Raw genomic sequence first — 19,323 nt, 5'->3', positions numbered from 1 at the left:
CAGTGTCACGTCATGGCGCGCTGCGCCGCTCCGCGCTGGTGGGGTTGGCCCTCACCTCCGCGACCTCCATCATCTGCGCCGCCACCGGCGGCGCCGCCTCGGCCGACCCGGCCGAACCGAAGCGTGCCCCGGTCCGGGGCGCCGACACCGCCGCTGCGGTACCCGGCCGCTACATCGTCGTCCTCAAGGACGGCAAGGCCGGCCCTGCCAGGGTGAAGTCCACCGCGTCGGCCCTCGCCGGGGAGCACGGCGGCTCCGTGCGGCGGGTGTTCGGCAAGGCGCTGTCCGGCTACTCCGCCGCCATGGACCGCCGGCAGGCGGAGCGCGTCGCCGCTGACCCGGACGTCGCCTACGTGCAGCAGGTCCAGCGCTACCAGGCCACCGGCACCCAGACCACCCCGCCGTGGGGGCTGGACCGGATCGACCAGTCCCGGACGAAGACCGACGGGAAGTACACCTACCCGGCGACCGGCGCCGGAGTGACCGCCTACGTCATCGACACCGGCATCGACATCGACCACGAGGACTTCGGCGGCCGGGCCAGCAACGGCTACGACGCGGTGGAGTCCGACGACGTGGCGCAGGACTGCGACGGGCACGGCACGCACGTGGCCGGCACGATCGGCGGCACGAAGTACGGGGTCGCCAAGGACGTCGCGCTCGTCGCCGTGCGGGTGCTCGACTGCGACGGCGGCGGCAGCAGCGAGCAGGTGCTCGCCGGCATCGACTGGGTCACCTCGCACGCCACCGGGCCGTCGGTGGCCAACATGAGCCTCGGCTTCGAGGGCGTCGACCAGGCGGTGAACGACGCGGTCGCCCGCTCCATCGCCTCCGGCATCACCTACGCCGTCGCGGCCGGCAACAGCATGCAGGACGCCTGCGGCGCCTCCCCGGCAGGCGTGCCGGCGGCCATCACCGTCGGCGCCACCGACCAGATCGACTTCCGGGCCTGGTTCTCCAACTACGGCACCTGCCTGGACACCTTCGCGCCGGGCACCGGCATCGTCTCGGCCAAGGCTGGCAGCGCCACCGGCACGGAGACGATGAACGGCACGTCGATGGCCTCCCCGCACGTCGCGGGCGCCGCGGCGCTGGCGCTGGAGGCGCACCCGGGCTGGACCCCGCAGCAGGTGCGCGACTCGGTGGTGGCCACGAGCGTCAGCGGCGCGGTGCACGACACCATGGGCTCGCCCGACCGGCTGCTGCACGTCGGCGACGCGGTGGTGGCGCGCGAGTCGTACGGCCTCAAGGCCCGCGGCAACGGCCTGTACGTGACGGCGGAGAGCGGCGGCAACCGTCCGCTGATCGCGCGGGGCACCGAGGTCGGCGCCTGGGAGCGGTACGACGTGGTGGACGCCGGCAACGGCTACTACGGCCTGCGTGCGGTGACGAACAACCTGTTCGTCACCGCCGAGAGCGGCGGCAACCGGCCGCTGATCGCCCGGTCCGCCGCGATCGGCGACTGGGAGAAGTTCCAGATCGTCACGAACACCGACGGCTCGGTCAGCCTGAAGGCCGTGACCAACGGCAAGTACGTCACCGCCTCGAACACCACCAACCCGCTGATCGCCAGCAAGACCACCATCGGCGCGGCGGAGAAGTTCGACTTCGACGCGGCGCCCTCGGTGGTCGCCATCAAGGCGGTGGCCAACGGCAACTACGTGACCACCGAGAGCGGCGGCACCCGGCCGCTGATCGCCCGGTCCGCGACCGTCGGGGCCTGGGAGAGGTACGAGGTCGTCAGCGTGGGCGACGGGTTCTTCGCCCTGCGCGCGCTGGCCAACAACCAGTTCGTCACGGCGGACGCCGGTGGCAACCGGGCGCTGATCGCCAAGGCCACCGTGATCGACGCCTGGGAGGTCTTCGACTTCCTCGACTACAACGCCGACGGCTCGGTCTACCTGCGGGCCAACGCCAACGGCAAGGCGGTCACCGCCGGCGCGACCGGGGGCAGCCAGCTCATCGCCAGCCGCGTCATCGACTGGGACAGCGAGACCCTGGGCCTGAGCACCGGCGAGAAGTTCGTCTTCACCGCGCTCTGACCCGCCACACCGAAACGGCGCCCGCCGGCTCCCCGAGGGGAGATCCGGCGGGCGCCGTCGTTCGTCACGCGCTGACGGTGCTGCCGTCCACCGTGTTCTTGCCGTTGCTCTGCGCGCTGCTGCCCAGCCGCGCCAGCAGCCCGGCCAGGTCGATGCCGGTGAGGTCGCTGCCGAGCTGGAGACCCTGGGCGACGTTCCCGGCCACCGACTTGGTCAGCGACGAAGCGCCGTCGGTGGAGATCACCGTCATCTTGTCGATCGCGCCGATCGGGGCGCTGGCCGCGCCGACCACCTCGGGCAGCACCTTGACCAGCAGGTCCAGGACGGCCGCCTCGCCGTACGCGGCGAACGCCTCGGCCTTGCGGGCCATCGCGTCGGCCTCGGCCTGACCCTTTGCCAGGATGGCCGCGGCCTCGGCCTGGCCCTCCCGCTCGACCGCCTCGGCGATCGCGGAACGCCGGCGCTGCTCCGCCTCGCCCTCCTTGGCGCCCTCGATCGCGTTCGCCTCGGCCAGCGCGGCCCGGCGGGCCCGCTCGCCCTCACCGGTGAGGCGGGCCTGCTCGGCGGAGGCCTGCGCGGCGGCGATGGTCGCCTGCCGCTGCGCGTCGGCGTTGAGCACCGCCGCGTTGCGGTTCGCCTCGGCCTCCTGCTCCACCTTGTACCGGGCCGCGTCGGCCGGCTTGCGCACCTCGGTGTCGAGCTGGCGCTGCTTCAGCTCGGCGTTGCGCTCGGCCACCTTCTGCTGCTCGGAGAGGATCGCCTGGTCCCGCTCGGCCTGGGCGAGCGGCCCGGCCGCCGCCGACTTCGCCTTGGCCGCGTCGATCTCGGCCTGGATGCCGGCCTGCTTGAGCGCCAGGTTCCGGTTCGCCTCGGCGATCGCCTCCTCGGCGAGCAGCCGCTCCTGCTCGGCCTGCTGGCGGGCCCGCGCCTCGGCGATGGCCGCGTCCTTGAGCACCCGGGCGGCCTCGGGCCGGCCCAGGTCCTGCAGGTAGGAACCCTCGGCCAGGATGTCCTGGAGCTGGAACGTGTCCAGCACCAGACCCTGGTTGGTCATCGAGTGCTCGGCCTCCTCGGCGACCGCGCTGGCGAACGCCGCCCGGTCCCGGATGATCTCCTCGACGGTGAGCCGCCCGACGATCGAGCGGAGCGCGCCGGCGAGCACCTCGCGGGTGAAGTTGTCGATCTCCTCCTGCTGGTTGAGGAAGCGCTGGGCGGCGGCGCGGATCGCGTCCTCGGTGCCGCCGACCTTGACGATCGCGACGCCGTGCAGCTCGGTTCGGATGCCCTGCTTGCTCACCGCGCCGCGGATGCTGACGTCGATCCGGCGGCTGGACAGGTCGAGCGACTGGAGCTTCTGCACGACCGGCAGCACGAAGACCGAGGCGCCGAGCACGACCTTCTGCCCGGACATGTCGGTGGAGCGGGCTCCGTCGGCGGTCTGGGTGGTGCGGCCCTTGCGGCCGGTGACGATGAACGCCTGGTTCGGCCCGGCCACCTTGATCCGGGACAGCACGAAGAGGACGAGGACGACGGCGAGGAGAACCGCGCCGCCGATGGCGACGAGCAGGGGCATGGGCATTCCCGTCTGTTGGGTGTCAGTAGGTTTCGACGTGCACGCTGGTCTCGCTCAGTGCTTCGACCACGAAGATCCGGGCGCCGACCGGGAGCGGCCCGTCGGCGCGGGCGTTGAGCTTCACCGGCTGGCCCGCGAGGCGTACCCGCACCTCGCCGTAGCCGCCGCTGGGGATCGGCGTCACCACCAGGCCGATCGCGCCGGCCAGGTGGTCGCGGGTGGGGGTGGCGTCGGTGCGCATGTTGCGGGCCGCGCGGCTCAGCCGGGCCGCCAGCCAGCCGGTGGGCACGGCGGCGAGCGCGCCGCCGGCCACCGCCGCCGCGATCATTCCGGGGGTACGCCCCCCGAGCAGCTCGTTGACGATCGCGCCGCCGAAGCCGAACGCCCCGGTGAACCCGGCGGCCGCCTCCAGCGACACCGGCCCGTCGACGTCCGGCTGGCCGAGGTGGAGCACTCCCGAGCCGAGCAGGGCGAGCGTCAGCACGCCCACACCGACCCCGCCGATGATCAGGAAGATGAGCGTCCCGGTGGCCATGACCTGCACGGTATCGACGCCGCGCAACATCCACTTCGTTCAGCAGTCGTCCAGTCCGCCCTCAGAGAGAGAATGTCGGCGGGCGCGCGACAATGGGGGGCATGCGCTGGACTGTGCTCGCCTCGCCGATCGGGGAGTTCTCCGTCGGCACCGACGACGACGTGGTGCGCGGCGCACACTTCGGCCGGGTGGACGGGGCAGCCGACGAGCCGGGCGACGCGGTGGCGCGGCTGGCGGTGGCGGAGCTGCGGGCGTACTTCGCCGGTGAGCTGACCGAGTTCACAGTGCCGGTGTCGGCCCCGCGCGGCTCGGAGTTCGAACGCGCGGTCTGGCGGGAGATGACCCGCATCCCGTACGGGGAGACGAAGACCTACGGCGAGGTGGCGAAGGCGGTCGGCGACGCGGGCGGCGCGCGGGCGGTCGGGGTGGCCTGCAACCGCAATCCGGTGCCGGTGATCGTGCCCTGTCACCGGATCGTCGGCGCGGGCGGCAAGCTGGTCGGCTTCGGCGGCGGGCTGCCGCGCAAGGTGACGCTGCTGGAGCTGGAGGCATCAGTGGCGCTGCGACGAGCCTGGTCCTGACGTACGCGAAGAAGGAAGGCCGGGTCCGTGCGGACCCAGCCTTCCTCACTGCTGCGTGTCAGCGCGTCAGCGCTCGATCTCGCCGGCGATGAACGCCTCGACGGCGGCGTGCGCGTCGTGGTCGGCGTACTGCTCCGGCGGGGACTTCATGAAGTACGAGGAGGCGGAGAGGATCGGGCCACCGATCTTCCGGTCCAGCGCGATCTTCGCGGCCCGGACGGCGTCGATGATGACACCGGCCGAGTTCGGCGAGTCCCACACCTCGAGCTTCAGCTCCGCGTTGAGCGGGGTGTCGCCGAAGGAGCGGCCCTCCAGGCGGATGTACGCCCACTTGCGGTCGTCCAGCCACGGCACGTGGTCGGACGGGCCGATGTGCACGTCGCTCTTGCTCATCTCGTGCGGAATCTGGGAGGTCACCGACTGGGTCTTCGAGATCTTCTTCGAGACCAGGCGGTTGCGCTCCAGCATGTTCATGAAGTCCATGTTGCCGCCGAAGTTGAGCTGGTACGTGCGCAGCAGCTCGACCCCGCGGTCCTCGAAGAGCTTCGCCAGGGCGCGGTGCACGATCGTGGCGCCGACCTGGCTCTTGATGTCGTCGCCGACGATCGGCAGGCCGGCGTCGGTGAACTTCTTCGCCCACTCCGGGTCGGAGGCGATGAAGACCGGCAGGGCGTTCACGAACGCGCAGCCGGCGTCGATCGCGGCCTGGGCGTAGAACTTGTCGGCCTCCTCGGAGCCCACCGGGAGGTAGGAGACGACCACGTCGACCTGGGCGTCGCGCAGCGCCTGCGCCACGTCGACCGGCTTGGCGTCCGACTCCTCGACGATCTCGCGGTAGTACTGGCCGAGACCGTCGAAGGTCGGGCCCCGCTGCACGGTGACGCCGGTCGGCGGCACGTCGCACAGCTTGATCGTGTTGTTCTCGCTGGCGACGATCGCCTCCGCGAGGTCCATGCCCACCTTCTTGGCGTCCACGTCGAACGCCGCGACGAACTTCACGTCGGATACGTGGTAGTCGCCGAAGGTGACGTGCATGAGACCCGGGACGCGGTCGTTCGGGTCGGCGTTCCGGTAGTACTCCACGCCCTGGACCAGGGACGAGGCGCAGTTACCCACACCGACGATGGCGACGCGGACGGAGCCCATAGCGTCTGCCTCCTTCTTCTTCATCACGGCCGCTCTGTCCTGGACGTTCCAGGCGTGGGCGGGCTGTCGTTGTCTCGTCGGCCGTCGGCCGACCCGGTTCGCGGGTCGGCCGGGGCCCGGCCGGAGCGCTCGTTGGCGATGAGCTCCTCCAGCCAGCGGACTTCGCGCTCACAGGCGTCGAGCCCGTGGCGTTGCAGTTCCAGGGTGTACGCGTCGAGTCGCTCGGCTGCCCGGCCGAGCACGTCACGAAGACCTTCGCGACGTTCCTCGATCTTGCGACGACGACCTTCCAGGATCCGGAGCCGGGTGGCCTGGTCGGTCCGGGCGAAGAACGCGAAGTGCACGCCGAAGCCCGTGTCGTCGTACGTCTCGGGTCCAGCCTGCGCTATCAGCTGGGCGAAGCGTTCCTTGCCCTCCGCGGTAATGGTGTAGACCACCCGACCACGTCGGCTGGTCAGCGCGGGAACCTCCTCGGCGGTCGCGGGTGTCTCAGCGGCCTCGGTGATCCATCCCGCCGCCTGCAACCGGCGCAGGGTCGGGTAGAGCGAGCCGTAGCTGATCGCCGCCCGGATGGCGCCGAGTTTGGCGGTCAGCTCCTTGCGCAGTTCGTAGCCGTGCATCGGCGCCTCCTGCAGGAGGCCGAGGATGGCGAGCTCGAGCACGGGCCATCCCCTCTTTCCCCCTGCGCGGAGCACTAACCACCGCGATGTATCGGACCGATACATCGCACGTTAGCGGAGACCGATGTACGGGGCAAACCCCCGCTTTGGCGACGCGATCATCACTGATCGTGACCATGGTCGCCTGGGTTCGTCGGAGCGCGTACCCTTTGCCGCATGCGTACGCAGCGCCAGGTCGTCGACTACTCGCTCCAGAAGCGGGCGGTGCTGCGTGAACTGCTCGCCGGGCGGATCGGCACGTACGACGTCTGCGACGCCTCGCCGTACCTGAAGAACGCTGCTCGCTTCCACGGCGAGCCGACCGATCACCGCTGCCCGATCTGCCGCAGCGAGAACCTGATCCACGTCCACTACATTTACGGTGACGAACTCAAGCAGTCGGCCGGCCAGGCGCGTACCCGGGCCGAGTTGCCCGTCCTGGCCATGACGCTGCGTGAGTTCCAGGTGTTCGTGGTGGAGGTCTGCCCCGGCTGCGACTGGAACCATCTCGTCGAGCAGTTCCTGCTCGGCCGGGACGGTCTCGTGGGCGAGGCGGAGGGCGCGGAGGATTCCGTCGCGGCCAACGGCTCCACCCCTCGGCGAAGGCGAGAGGCGCAACGGTGAACGTGGCTGTCCCGATCTCTGCCGGCCCATTCCCCGGGTGGCGGGATCGACAGCCTTTAAGCGTAATTGGTCCGAATAGATCGGATTTGACGGGCAACCGCGGGCACGGCCGGCGGGTAACGTCCCGTGTTCCAGCTCACGGCAACCCGGTGGCGGCGCCCCCGCGCCCCACCGCGACCGGCAGGGTGTGAGGAATGAATTACGGCGATCCCAGTTCTTCGCGTGGGCGGGCCCAGATCCCGGGTCCGAACGGCGACCCCGGTTCCGAGTGGAGCCGGGGCGGGAACGGTTGGTCCGGCTCCCCGGACGGCGGCGCCTCGGCGCGCGCCTCCGCGACACCGTACGGCTCGGGCGGCCGGGCCTCGGTCGGCGGCGCCGCTCCGGCGCCGCGCCCAGCGTCGGGCTCGGCCTCGGTGGGCCGGGCCGGCGCGGGCGGCCGGGCGTCGGTGCCCGTCTCGCCGGCACCCGGCGCCACCGGGCGCGCGGGCGCCGGACGGGCGTCGGTTCCGGTCTCCCCGGCCGCTCCGGCCGGGCGTGCCGCGGTCGGCGCGGCGAGCGTGGGCGGGCGCGCGAGCGTGGGCGCACGGGCGAGTGTCGGCGCGGCGGCGGTAGGCGGCCGCGCCCGGGTGCCCGGCTCCGCCGGCGGCGGTCCCGGTGGTCCCGGCGGCCCGCTCGGCCCCGCCCGGGGCGGTCGCGGCGAGGACCCGGCGCGCGCGAAGAAGCGCCGCCGGATCAACATGCTGATCGCCGGCTTCGCCGTGTTCATCATGCTCGCCGGCATCGGCGTGGTGAGCTTCACCTGGTACTCCACCAAGGTGGTGCTGCCGGAGGACACGATCCCGCCGCTGTCCACCACGGTCTTGGACTCGAGCGGCAAGGCCTTCGCGCGGATCGGTGACCAGAACCGCCAGCTCGTCACGATCGACCAGATTCCGGAGCACGTCCAGCACGCGGTGGCCGCGGCGGAGGACCGGAACTTCTACAAGCACTCCGGTGTGGACTACAAGGGCATCACCCGGGCCGCGTGGAACAACCTCACCGGCGGCGACAAGCAGGGCGCCTCGACCATCACCCAGCAGTACGCGCGCAACGCGTTCGACAACCTGAACCAGGACACGTACGGCCGCAAGGTGAAGGAGGCGATCCTCGCCTCCAAGCTGAACGACAAGTACGACAAGCGCGTGATCATGCAGCACTACCTGAACGTCATCTACTTCGGCCGGGGCGCGTACGGCATCCAGTCGGCGGCGCAGACGTACTTCGCCAAGAACGTGAAGGACCTGAACGTCGCCGAGGCCGCGGTGCTCGCCGCCCTGATCAAGCAGCCGGAGCCGAGCGCCACGCACAAGGGCTACGACCCGGCGATCAACGCGCAGGCCGCTGTCGACCGGTGGAACTACGTGATCAACGGCATGATCACGGAGAAGTGGCTGGACGCGCCGAACACTCCGCAGCACCCCACCGAGTACCCGAAGAACATCCAGAAGCCGTCGAAGAGCAGCGCGGGTGGCTTCGGCATCGACACCGCGTACGGCAACGTCGTCAACTACGTCTCGCAGGAACTGCGCGAGATGAAGCTCTGCACCGACAACGAGGCCGAGGTGACGGAGAAGAAGCCGCTGTGCGCCAAGGCGCTCAGCCGCGGCGGCTACAAGATCACCACCACCATCAACCGGAAGATGCAGGAGGCGGCGCTCGACGCGGCCCAGCGGGCCAGGAAGAAGTCCGAACTCGCCGGCCAGCCGTCGAACCTGATGGCCGCGGTGGTGGCGATCGACCCGAAGACCGGGCGCGTGCTCGCCTACTACGGCGGCGACAACGGCACCGGCACCGACTACGCCGGGAAGAACGTCGACAACGGCGTGGTGAGCGGCGGCCACTCGCCGGGTTCGAGTTTCAAGATCTACACGCTCGCCGCGGCGCTCAAGGAAGGCATCTCGCTCAAGTCCCGGTGGAAGGGCTCGGCGTTCACGCCGAAGGGCACCAAGTTCAAGGTCAGCAACGCCGGCGCGGACAAGGTCTCCTGCGGTGACTCCTGCACGCTCGAACTGTCGACGCTCAAGTCGCTGAACGTGCCGTTCTACTACATCACCGAGAAGATCGGCCCGGACAAGGTGCTCGACATGGCCAAGCAGGCCGGCGTCACCACCATGTGGCAGACCGACACCAACCCGGCCAAGGCGCACGACCTGACCAAGGCCGACCCGAAGGACCTGGCGCCGTCGCCGTTCTTCCACGTCCTCGGTTACGGCCAGTACCCGATCACGGTGCTCGACCACGCCAACGGCGTCGCCACCTTCGCGAACCAGGGCATGTACCACAAGGCGCACTTCATCCGGAAGGTGGAGAAGCAGAACCCGGACACCGGTAAGTGGGACCTGGTCGGCGCGGAGAAGCTCAAGGGGCAGCAGCGGATCGAGAAGAACATCGTCGCCGACGTCACCTCCGTCCTGAAGCAGTACCCGGGCCAGATCAACAAGCGCCTCGACGAGGGCCGCCAGGTCGCCGAGAAGACCGGCACCTGGGAACTCGGCGACAAGACCACCCGCAACGGCGACGCCTGGATGATCGGCTACACGCCACAACTCGCCACCGCGGTCTGGGTCGGCAACGTCAAAGACCGCAAGCCGATCCAGTACAAGGACGGGCGGGACATCAGCGGCGCCCGGATGCCGGGTGACATCTTCCAGCGCTTCATGAACGACGCGCTCAAGGGCAAGGACAAGGAAGAGTTCCCGCCCGCGGCGAACGTCGGCGAGGACGACACCGGCAACGGCGAGGCACCCCCGCCGCCGACCGAGCCCGGCCAGCCGGGCGGGCCGGGCTGCGACCCACTGGGCCTGTTCTGCCCCGGCGGCACGCCCGGTGGAGGCACCCCCGGTGGTGGCGGCGACCAGGGCGGCACCCCCGGCGGGGGCGGGCTACCCGGTGGCGGCGGACGCCCCGGCGGTGGTGGCGGCGGTGGCGGGCTGCTACCGAGCACACCACCGACACGACAGAACTGACGCGCACAACCCGACGGCGGCGGCCGGACCCGAACGGTCCGGCCGCCGCCGGCGTTTCGCGTACCGGAATTTCTCCGCGCGCGACGGGACGGCGACCCCCTGTGTACGGCAGGATGCCTCTCCATGAGCACCCAGTCGCCCGCAGGCATCGATGAGCTTGGCGCGTCCGAGGCGGCGCCACGATCAGAGACGGTGGACCATCCGTCCCGCTCGGACTGGTTCGTCCGCGGTGCCTCCGGTCTGATCGGCGGGCCGCTCGGCGACCACGCCGCCGCCCTGGACCGGCCGGCCGACCGCGAGAGCCGGTTCTGGACCGCCGGCCGGATCGTGCTGGCGCTCGTCTGCCTGACGCTGGCCCTGCACTGGGTGCAGAAATCCCCCTGCCAGGACGGCGCCTGGCAGAACAACATCCAGTACACCCGCATGTGCTACACCGACGTGCTGGCGCTCTACTACGCCGAAGGGCTCAACGAGGGCAAGGTGCCCTACGCCGACCACCCGGTGGAGTACCCGGTGCTGACCGGCTACTTCATGGGCGCGCTCGGCCTGCCGGTGCACGCCCTCGGCGTCGACAACCCCGCCATCAACCAGGGACAGTGGTTCTACAACCTCAACGCGCTGGTGCTCGGCGCGCTCGCCGTCGCCACCGTCGCGGTCATCCTCAGCCTGCGCCGCCGACGACCCTGGGACGCCGCGTTGTTCGCGCTCTCCCCGGCCCTGGTGCTCACCGCCACCGTCAACTGGGACCTGCTCGCCATCGGCCTGGCCTCGTTCGGCCTGCTGGCCTGGGCACGCGCCCGCCCCGACCGGTACGCGATGCTGCTGCCCGCGGTGGCGGGCGTGCTGATCGGACTCGGTGGCGCGGCCAAGATGTGGCCGCTGTTCCTCCTCGGCCCGATCCTGGTGCTCACGCTGCGGGCCGGGAAACTGGCGGCCGGGCTCGTCGCCACGGCCACCGCGCTGGTGTCCCTTGTGGCGGTCAACCTACCGGTGGCGATCCCCTACCGGGAGAACTGGGAACGCTTCTTCGACCTGAACACCACACGACCCATCGACTGGGGCACGCTCTGGTACATCGGCCGCTACCTGGACGGCCGGATCAGCCCGTCGGCACCCGGCGAACTCGGGCCGTTCGAATGGCTCAACGCCAACATCCCCACCCTCAACTGGGTGTCGTACCTGCTCTTCGGGCTGGCCTGCCTCGGCGTGGCCGGGCTGGCGTTGCTGGCGCCGCGCCGGCCCCGGCTGGCCCAGCTCGCCTTCCTGGTCGTCGCCGCGTTCCTCATCTTCAGCAAGGTCTGGTCCCAGCAGTTCGTGCTCTGGCTGCTGCCGCTCGCGGTGCTCGCCCGGCCGCGCTGGGGGGCGTTCCTCGCCTGGCAGATCGCCGAGGTCGGCTACTTCGCCGCGTTCTACGGTGAACTGCTCGGCACGGCCATGTCCCGGCCCGTCTTCCCCGAGGGCGTCTTCGTGCTGGCGTCGAGCCTGCGTCTGATCACCGTGGCGGTGCTCTGCGGATTCATCATCCGGGACATCGTGCGGCCCGAACTCGACGCGGTCCGGCAGACCTACGCCGACGACCCCGACGGCGGGGTGCTCGACGGCGCGCCCGACGCGCCCTGGCACCAGCGCTGGCGGGCGCGCGCCGCCGAACAGCCCGCCGAACCCGTGCCGGTCTGAGTGATGGGAGCAGGTCGGCCTAGAGCCGGAACACGACCGCCTCGCCGACCTGCTCCCGGGCCACGCCCAGCGCGTCGACCGGCCGGTCCAGCATCCCCTCCCACGGGGTGCCCTCCAGCTCGTCGCGCAACACGACCACGTTCTTCACGCCGATCTGCCGCAGGTAGTCGACGCTCGCGTAGTCGGGGAAGCTGACAGTGGCCTCCCGGATCCGGGCCTGCGACCGTGGCGTGAAGCCGCTGCCGCCGTTGACCATCGGCTGGAACCGGTCGGTGGACCAGAGCATCACCGGCTGATCCAGGTTCTGGCTGCTCGGCAGCACGAGCATCGGCCCGTCCACGGTCCGCAGCGCCGCCGGCTGCCGCGGCACCACCGGCTGCGGCGTGGCGTTCAGCCCCTCCACCAGCACCAGCGCCAACGGCAGCAGCGTCGCCAACCGCAGCCACGGGCCCGGCCACGGCGGCACCCGCTCGGCGGCCAGCTCGCGTACCCGCATGCAGAACGCGGTGACCGCGCCGGCCGCGAGCAGGCCCAGCAGCAGCGTGGTCCAGAGCATCATCCGGCCCGGCGTCCGCAGCCCGCTCCAGCCCGGCAGGTAGTCGAAGAGCGGCACGTAGGTGAACCGGCCGCCGAAGAACCGGGTGCCCATCGCCAGCGCCATCGTCACCAACACCCCGGCGAGCAGGAAGATCCGGTGCCGGACCCGCCACACCGAGAAGAACAGGCCCCCGGCGGCGAGCGCGTAGAGCACGAAGCCCGGCAGCAGCGTCATCTCCGGATGCCACGGCAGCACGGCCCGGGCGCCCTCGTGCAGACCACCCCAGATGCGGGACTCGGCCGGCGCGGTGAAGAACCCGCTCGCCGGTGGCGAGTAGAGGCCGATGTCGCCGATCGTGCGCTCCGCGTTCGGGTGCAGCTCGGCGACCCGGAAATAGGGCCCCGCGAGCGCCGCGCCCACCGCCGCGAAGACCAGGCCGCCCAGCACGTCGGCCAGGAACAGCCGCCAGCCGAACGGACGCTTCACCTTGCGCCGCCGCACGAACCACAGCACCACCGAGACCAGGCCGGTCCCCGCCAGCATGTACGCGAACGGCAGCCCGATGCCGAAACCGAGGCTCAGCTGCCACGCGGCCACCAGCCACCCGGCGAACGCCCACCCCGCGTGCCGACGGCGCGGCCGGTACCCGTACCGCAGCGACCAGCCGTGCCCCCGCGCCAGCATCGCCAGCGCCAACGGGATGCCGCCGTTGGAGAGGATGTGCAGGTGACCGGCCTGGGCCAGCAGCCACGGCGCGTAGGCGAAGCTCGCCCCGGCCACCGCGCCGCCGATCCGGCCCGCGCCGAGCTGCCGGGCCAGCGCGTACGCACCAAACGCGGCGAGCGCGTGCGCCAGCACGAACATGATGTTGTAGCGCAGCACGGCCTGCTCCGGCCCGACCCCGATCAGGCCGGCCGGGGCGTACCCGAGCAGCGTGTCGGAGAACGCGAAGCTCCAGTTCTCCGGATAGAACGTGTTCGAGTGCCACAGCTGCGCGGGATTCGTCCGCAGGATGTGCCCGGACCAGGCCATCTGCCACGCCTGCAGGCTCGGGTCCCAGTAGTCCTGCGGCAGCGTGTGCCGCGGATAGCGCAGCGTGGGCCAGGTCATCGCCGCCGCCAGCGCCAGCGCGGCGACGACGGCGAGCGTCCACTCGTGCACCAGGAACCGGCCCACCGCACGGATGGCCCGGCGGGGGCGGCCGAGCACCGGCTCGGGTGCCGGACCGAACGCGGACCACGGGTCGGCCGGTTTGTCGCCGCCCGTACCGTCCTTCTTCCCGGCGTCGCTCTTCTCTGCGGTGTCGTCCTTCTTGGCGGCGTCGCTCTTCTCTACGGCGTCGTCCTTCTTCGCGGCGTCGCCGTTCTCCGCGGTGTCGTCCTTCTTGGCGGCGTCCGCGCTGTCCCGGGCCCCGGCCTTCGCCACGGTGACGCGGTCTTCCCCGGCGTCGCCGTTCCTCCCGGTCACGTCCCGCGCCTCGTCCTCGTTCCCGGCTTCGGCACTAGCCCCCGCCTTGTCGGCGGCGCTCGTCTTGTCGGCGGTGCTCGCCGCGCCTGCCGTCTTCGCCGCGCCTGCCGCCTTCGCCGTGCCGGTGCGGCGAGCCTTGCGGGTCCGCTTCGCCGTGCCGGCACCCGTCGCCGTGGCTGCGGCGTGGTCCTCACCGGCCTTTTCCGCGCCGGACGCGCGCTCGTCGGGCGAGCCGCTCCCGGGCCCGACCCCGGCCGTGTCGTCCGGCCCGTTCTTCGCGCCGCTCCCGTCCGCCCGGGTCTCGGCGCCGGACCGGCGGCCGGTCGTGCCGGACTTCTCGGCGGTCACTCCGCCGCGCCCAACTGCCCGCGCAGGAACGCGATGTCGGCGGCCTGACCCTCGACGCCGCCGGGAGTCTCCACGATCACCGGCGCGCCGGCCGCGCGGATCACCGCCACCAGCAGCTCCGGGTCGATGGTGCCGCCGGTGAGGTTGTCGTGCCGGTCCTGGCCGGAGTTGAAGGCGCCCTTCGAGTTGTTGGCGTGGATCAGGTCGATCCGGCCGGTGATCGCCTTCACCCGGTCGACCAGGCCCAGCAGCTCCTCGCCGCCCGCGTGGGCGTGGCAGGTGTCGAGGCAGAAGCCGACCTCGTGGTCGCCGAGCGCGTCCCAGAGCCGGGCCAGCGAGTCGAGGTGCCGGGCGCAGGCGTTGTCACCGCCGGCGGTGTTCTCGATCAGCACCGGCAGCGGGAACCCGCCGGACTCCGCCGCGTACGCGAAGGTCTTGCGCCAGTTGTCGAAGCCGACGGCGACGTCCTGGCCGGCGTTGACGTGGCCGCCGTGCACGATCAGGCCCTTGGCGCCGACGGCCGCCGCGGCGGTGGCGTGGGCGAGCAGCAGCTTGCGGCTGGGAATGCGGATCCGGTTGTTGAGCGTGGCCACGTTGATCACATACGGCGCGTGCACGTAGAGGTCGACGTCGGCGGCGCGCAGGCGCTCGGCGTCCTCACGCGGCTTCGGGGCCTTCCAGCCCTGCGGGTCGGCCAGGAAGAACTGCACCGCCTCGGCCTGCCGGGCGGCCGCCTCGGCCAGCGGGTCGGTCGGATCGACGTGGGCTCCGATTCGCATGCAGGGCAGCCTACGTCGCGCCTGCGACGGTCGCCGCGCTCGCCGGAGGCGCCCGGCGGGTCGGAGGCGTCACCACCCGGCCCGGCGGTCGTTGTCCGAGGTGGGATCGATGGTCGACGCTCCGCCCGCACGTGGTCCACAGCACGTACTGGTGAAGGGGTCGACACCCGGTAACGGGACGCCCCGGCGTGCGGCCCGGCACGACGGGGCGGGATCCACTCGTCATCCGGCACCGCCGATCGAGAGTCCGGACTAAATCCTCTATTTGCCTCAAGTGGTGACGAGAGCCATTGTATGGTCAGCGCAGGTGACAACACCATAAAGCTCCGCGGGGCGTCTTCGATCCAACCTCATCGGTGTGGTCGTTCCTCCCCAGGTCCCACCCAAGGAATGCGGACGGGACGCCCCGCGGCCCCGTGGACAGGGGTCCGCCTGCCGGCTCGCGAGGCCGCAGGTGGGCCCCTGTCACCGCGTCCGGGGCGCGCGGGTCGGCCGGTCCGCCCATGATCGTCCGCACCGGCTATTCTGGTCCGGTTGCCCGTGTCCAGCCGGGTTCCCCCGGAACCGGTCACGGCAACGACGCACGACCTCCTGCCACGGAAGGACCGTGGCCGCTTAGCCCACAGGAGGTGAGCACGTCTTGCGTCATTACGAAGTTATGGTGATCCTCGACCCCAGCCTCGAGGAGCGCACCGTCGCCCCGTCGCTCGACACGTACCTGAACGTGATCCGGACCGCGGGTGGCTCGGTGGAGAAGACCGACGTGTGGGGCCGCCGGCGCCTCGCGTACGAGATCAACAAGAAGGCCGAGGGCATCTACGCCGTCATCGACCTCCAGGCGACGCCGGAGGCCGTTGGCGAGCTGGACCGTCAGCTCCGACTCAACGAGTCGGTGCTGCGCACCAAGGTCATCCGTCCGGAGATGCGCTGAGCATCTAGTCCCGGCACGTCCGGATCAAGCCTCATCCACGCTGTCGTACGGCTCTGAGAGCCTGTACGGCACAAAGATGAGTGCGCGAGGAGATGGTCATGGCAGGAGACACCACCATCACGGTCATCGGCAACCTGACCGATGACCCCGAGTTGCGTTTCACCCCCTCCGGCGCGGCGGTCGCCAAGTTCCGGGTCGCTTCGACGCCCCGCTTCATGGACAAGGCTTCCGGCGAGTGGAAGGACGGCGAGCCGCTGTTCCTCTCGTGCACGGTCTGGCGCCAGGCCGCCGAGAACGTCGCCGAGTCGCTGCAGCGTGGCGCTCGGGTGATCGTGTCCGGCCGGCTGCGTCAGCGGTCGTACGAGACCCGTGAGGGCGAGAAGCGCACCGTCATCGAGCTGGAGGTCGACGAGATCGGCCCGTCCCTGCGCTACGCCACGGCGAAGGTGCAGAAGATGTCCCGCTCCGGTGGCGGTGGCGGCGGCTTCGGTGGTGGTGGCGGCCAGGGTGGCGGCGGAGGCAACTTCGACGACCCCTGGGCCTCTGCTGCCCCCGCCCCCTCCCGCGGTGGTTCGGGCGGCGGAAACTTCGACGAGGAGCCCCCGTTCTGATGGCGCCGAGCGCCCGCGATCGCAAACCAGGAGCAAGAGCAATGGCGAAGGCTGCGGCACTGCGCAAGCCGAAGAAGAAGGTGAACCCGCTCGACAAGGACGGGATCACCTATATCGATTACAAGGACACCGCGCTGCTGCGCAAGTTCATCTCCGACCGCGGCAAGATCCGCGCTCGACGGGTGACCGGCGTGACCTCGCAGCAGCAGCGGCAGATCGCCCGTGCGGTCAAGAACGCCCGCGAGATGGCGCTCCTGCCGTACACGGCCACGGCCCGCTGAGGGGAGGCACGGACATGAAGATCATCCTTACTCAGGAGGTGTCCGGCCTCGGCTCTCCGGGCGACATCGTCGAGGTGAAGGACGGCTTCGGCCGTAACTACCTGCTGCCGCAGGGCTTCGCGATCGCCTGGACCAAGGGCGCGGAGAAGCAGGTCACGGTCATCAAGCGGGCCCGCTCGGCCCGCGAGATCCGCGACCTGGGCCACGCCACCGAGGTCAAGACCCAGGTCGAGAGCCTGAAGGTCAACCTGAAGGCCCGCGCCGGCGACGGCGGCCGGCTCTTCGGCTCGGTCACCCCGGCCGAGATCGTCGACGCCGTCAAGGCCGCCGGCGGTCCGACGCTGGACCGCCGCCGGCTGGAGCTGCCCGGCCACATCAAGGCGCTCGGCTCCTACCCGGTCAGCATCCGGCTGCACCCCGAGGTGACCGCCAAGTTCGACCTGAACGTGGTCAAGGGCTGACACCCGTAGCACGACGCGAAGGGCCCGCACCGGACGCCGGTGCGGGCCCTTCCGCATCTGCGCCACCACGACCCCGACCGTAGCCCCGGTCTCGCCGGATCTCAGCCGAGCGGGTTACCCGTCACCGCGCTGATCACCACCGTGGACAGGCCACCGCCCACCACGGCCGCCGCGAGCGCCACCGTCGCCGACCGCCAGGTCGTCCCGACCTGCCGTAGCAGCACGGCCACCACCAGGCTGCTCACCAGCGCCAAGCCGAACCGCGGGGCCGCCGACACCAGCGAATCCAGGGCATGCGTACGCGGCGAGTCGCAACCGCCACCGGTGATGTCGGTGACGCAACCCGCCGGAGGCTGACCGCTCAGGAACAGCAGGCCGACGACGACCAGCACGGCCGGAACCAGGTAGCACGCCACCGTGTAGACGAGCGGCCGCAGCGGTCCACCCGGATCCGGGTCCAGCAGGTCGTCTTCCAGTCGCCGGCCCCACGAGCCGCCACCGATCGTCTCCACCCGCTGCCGCAGCGTCGGCCCGGCCGGCGCCACCGGCCGGCCGCGAGGCACGGCACGCGGACGCGGAGCCGAGAACGCCATCGCCGGCGACCTCGGCGCCGACGTCGGCGTCTCCATCCACCGCGGATCGTCCCCGGCCAGCCGGGTACCCGACCAGAACGCCTCGGCCCGCTCCGGTGACGCCCAGCCCTCCCGCACCGGAGGGGCAGTACGGTCCCACGGGTCGACCCCGTCGCGCACCGGCTCCAGATAGCCGGTGTCGGTGAACCGGTCCCACTCGCCCGTGTGCTCCGTACGGTCCCACCCGCTCTCCGCCTGCCGCCAGCCGCCACCGAGCGCCGACCTGTCCCAGGCGTGCACGCCCGACGCGTCCCACGGGTCGACCGCGGGCGGCGGCTCCGGCGGCTCGCGATCGGCCGCCCGGCGCCGCTGCCAGGGATCCGCCACCGGCCGGGGCCGGTCCGAACCCGACGGGGCCCCCGACCGCGACCAGGTCGACTCCGAAGCCGGCGACGGTGACCGGCCCGACGACGACCAACCCGGCTCCGGCGCCGCCGACGCCGGTCGCCGCGATTCCGACGCCGGCCAGTCGGCATCCGACGTCGCCGGCCGGGACCGGTCCGAGCCCGACACCGCCGACCGCGACCAGGCGGAGTCCGACGCCACCGGCGGCGGCGAGGAAGAACCCGACGCCGATCGACGCCGCCGGCCCGCCCGCCCGCTGTCCCGCGCCGCTTCCTCGTCGCCCGGACCCGCCGACTCCGGCAGCCCGGACCAGGTCACCTGCGGACGTCGGGTCGCCGCGCGGCGGGGACGACTACGGGGCGACATTCCCGACACCGGCTCGTCGTCCGAGTCGGCACGCCTGTTTCCCACGTACCCCCGCTCCTGGGGGGCGTCCATCGTCCACTCGGCAGTGTGGTCCGACAACGGACCCGCGCCGATCGCCCGCTGCTCACGCCGGCGGCGGTCCGCCTCCGTGCGCCAGACACCCTCGGAGGACGGCGTCTCGACCTCGATCTCGTCGTCGTCGGGCGCCGCGTGCCGCCCGCCACCGTCCGCGCGACTCACCCCGGACTCCAGAGCCCAGCGGGGAAGGTAGGTGTCCACGGGCTCGTCCTGGCCGCGCTCGATCGCCCGCCGCCGACTCGGCGTGCGGTAGCTCTCCGGCGCGTACGAGTCGACCCGGCGCGGCCCGGCGGGCTCATCCCAGGAACCGCTCGGCCGTCGCTCGCGCGGGCTGTCCTCCCCGCTTCCCCAGTCCCGGTGTCTCACGGCCGGAGCGTGACCTCTCTCAACCCGAAAGTAAACCCGCTGTCCCAGGTGTCGCCGTTCGCAGCGATAGTACGGGACGAACGACGACAAAGCTCGGCCGGAAATCTTCCGTCCACAGGGTGGGGACAGGAAAAGGCCAGGTCAGAGGCGATACGCCCAGAATTCCCCATCACTTTTCCACACCCTGTGCACACCCTGCGCACATGCCGGTCCCCAGGCGTCCACAGGTTGTCCCGAGGCTCATCCACCGGCCTTGTTGAGTCGCTGACCTCGGGTTC

General features: G+C 71.4%; 16 protein-coding genes. 9 read left to right on the top strand and 7 right to left on the bottom strand.

The genetic code is table 11. The annotated features are described in order from the left end of the window. Positions 1-2 precede the first annotated feature (2 nt). On the top strand, positions 3-2,042 hold the full coding sequence (locus tag MicB006_RS31480; RefSeq protein ID WP_116510992.1) for a S8 family serine peptidase: 2,040 nt from the start codon (positions 3-5) through the stop codon (positions 2,040-2,042). 64 nt (positions 2,043-2,106) lie between these two features. Here the strand turns inward: MicB006_RS31480 and MicB006_RS31475 are convergent, their stop codons facing one another. Then, positions 2,107-3,615, bottom strand: a complete 1,509-nt coding sequence (locus MicB006_RS31475; protein ID WP_116510990.1) for a flotillin family protein — start codon at positions 3,613-3,615, stop codon at positions 2,107-2,109. Between the two features lie 22 nt (positions 3,616-3,637). Further along, complete coding sequence (locus tag MicB006_RS31470; protein ID WP_116510988.1) at positions 3,638-4,180, bottom strand: hypothetical protein; 543 nt, start codon at positions 4,178-4,180, stop codon at positions 3,638-3,640. 71 nt (positions 4,181-4,251) lie between these two features. On the opposite strand from MicB006_RS31470, the gene MicB006_RS31465 reads away from it, so the two are divergent. After that, positions 4,252-4,731, top strand: a complete 480-nt coding sequence (locus tag MicB006_RS31465; protein ID WP_116510986.1) for a methylated-DNA--[protein]-cysteine S-methyltransferase — start codon at positions 4,252-4,254, stop codon at positions 4,729-4,731. Between the two features lie 66 nt (positions 4,732-4,797). Here MicB006_RS31465 and MicB006_RS31460 read toward each other — a convergent pair whose 3' ends face one another. Then, positions 4,798-5,877 carry an inositol-3-phosphate synthase gene (locus MicB006_RS31460; RefSeq protein ID WP_013289364.1) on the bottom strand — a complete coding sequence of 360 codons (1,080 nt, stop codon included), beginning with the start codon at positions 5,875-5,877 and terminating at the stop codon, positions 4,798-4,800. Between the two features lie 23 nt (positions 5,878-5,900). Beyond that, on the bottom strand, positions 5,901-6,539 hold the full coding sequence (locus MicB006_RS31455; RefSeq protein WP_073831144.1) for a PadR family transcriptional regulator: 639 nt from the start codon (positions 6,537-6,539) through the stop codon (positions 5,901-5,903). A gap of 174 nt (positions 6,540-6,713) precedes the next feature. Between MicB006_RS31455 and MicB006_RS31450 the strand changes: the two genes are divergently transcribed. From MicB006_RS31450 to MicB006_RS31440, 3 genes are all read left to right on the top strand, one after another. Further along, complete coding sequence (locus tag MicB006_RS31450; RefSeq protein ID WP_030499480.1) at positions 6,714-7,160, top strand: DUF5318 domain-containing protein; 447 nt, start codon at positions 6,714-6,716, stop codon at positions 7,158-7,160. Positions 7,161-7,354: 194 nt separating this feature from the next. After that, the gene (locus MicB006_RS31445; protein ID WP_116510984.1) at positions 7,355-10,165 is read left to right on the top strand and encodes a transglycosylase domain-containing protein; all 2,811 of its coding nucleotides are present in this window, start codon (positions 7,355-7,357) and stop codon (positions 10,163-10,165) included. Between the two features lie 123 nt (positions 10,166-10,288). Then, entirely contained in the window at positions 10,289-11,842 is a 1,554-nt protein-coding gene (locus MicB006_RS31440; RefSeq protein WP_116510982.1) for a glycosyltransferase family 87 protein, read from the top strand. Positions 11,843-11,861: 19 nt separating this feature from the next. Here the strand turns inward: MicB006_RS31440 and MicB006_RS31435 are convergent, their stop codons facing one another. Both MicB006_RS31435 and MicB006_RS31430 read right to left on the bottom strand, forming a co-directional pair. Then, positions 11,862-13,805 (bottom strand): hypothetical protein, encoded by a 1,944-nt coding sequence (locus tag MicB006_RS31435; RefSeq protein ID WP_370013521.1) that lies wholly within the window; start codon positions 13,803-13,805, stop codon positions 11,862-11,864. 386 nt (positions 13,806-14,191) lie between these two features. Further along, the gene (locus MicB006_RS31430) at positions 14,192-14,974 is read right to left on the bottom strand and encodes a deoxyribonuclease IV (protein WP_043327701.1); all 783 of its coding nucleotides are present in this window, start codon (positions 14,972-14,974) and stop codon (positions 14,192-14,194) included. Positions 14,975-15,614: 640 nt separating this feature from the next. Here MicB006_RS31430 and rpsF point away from each other — a divergent pair. The 4 genes from rpsF to rplI all read left to right on the top strand — a co-directional run bounded on the left by rpsF (position 15,615) and on the right by rplI (position 17,258). Next, positions 15,615-15,905, top strand: coding sequence for a 30S ribosomal protein S6 (gene rpsF / locus MicB006_RS31425; RefSeq protein ID WP_013289357.1), 291 nt, complete (start codon positions 15,615-15,617; stop codon positions 15,903-15,905). Between the two features lie 80 nt (positions 15,906-15,985). Then, positions 15,986-16,516, top strand: coding sequence for a single-stranded DNA-binding protein (locus MicB006_RS31420; protein ID WP_172967885.1), 531 nt, complete (start codon positions 15,986-15,988; stop codon positions 16,514-16,516). 41 nt (positions 16,517-16,557) lie between these two features. Beyond that, positions 16,558-16,797: a 30S ribosomal protein S18 gene (gene rpsR, locus MicB006_RS31415; protein WP_007073789.1), complete on the top strand. Its 240-nt coding sequence runs from the start codon at positions 16,558-16,560 to the stop codon at positions 16,795-16,797. 14 nt (positions 16,798-16,811) lie between these two features. Further along, positions 16,812-17,258 carry a 50S ribosomal protein L9 gene (rplI, locus tag MicB006_RS31410; RefSeq protein ID WP_073831140.1) on the top strand — a complete coding sequence of 149 codons (447 nt, stop codon included), beginning with the start codon at positions 16,812-16,814 and terminating at the stop codon, positions 17,256-17,258. Between the two features lie 101 nt (positions 17,259-17,359). Here rplI and MicB006_RS32585 read toward each other — a convergent pair whose 3' ends face one another. Next, positions 17,360-18,217, bottom strand: a complete 858-nt coding sequence (locus MicB006_RS32585) for a hypothetical protein (protein ID WP_225980589.1) — start codon at positions 18,215-18,217, stop codon at positions 17,360-17,362. Between the last annotated feature and the right edge of the window lie 1,106 nt (positions 18,218-19,323).

This window comes from Micromonospora sp. B006 (genome assembly GCF_003408515.1).
Taxonomy (GTDB): domain Bacteria; phylum Actinomycetota; class Actinomycetes; order Mycobacteriales; family Micromonosporaceae; genus Micromonospora; species Micromonospora echinospora_A.
Note: the sequence above shows the minus strand (reverse complement) of the source record. Positions and strands in the feature narration are given on the sequence as shown.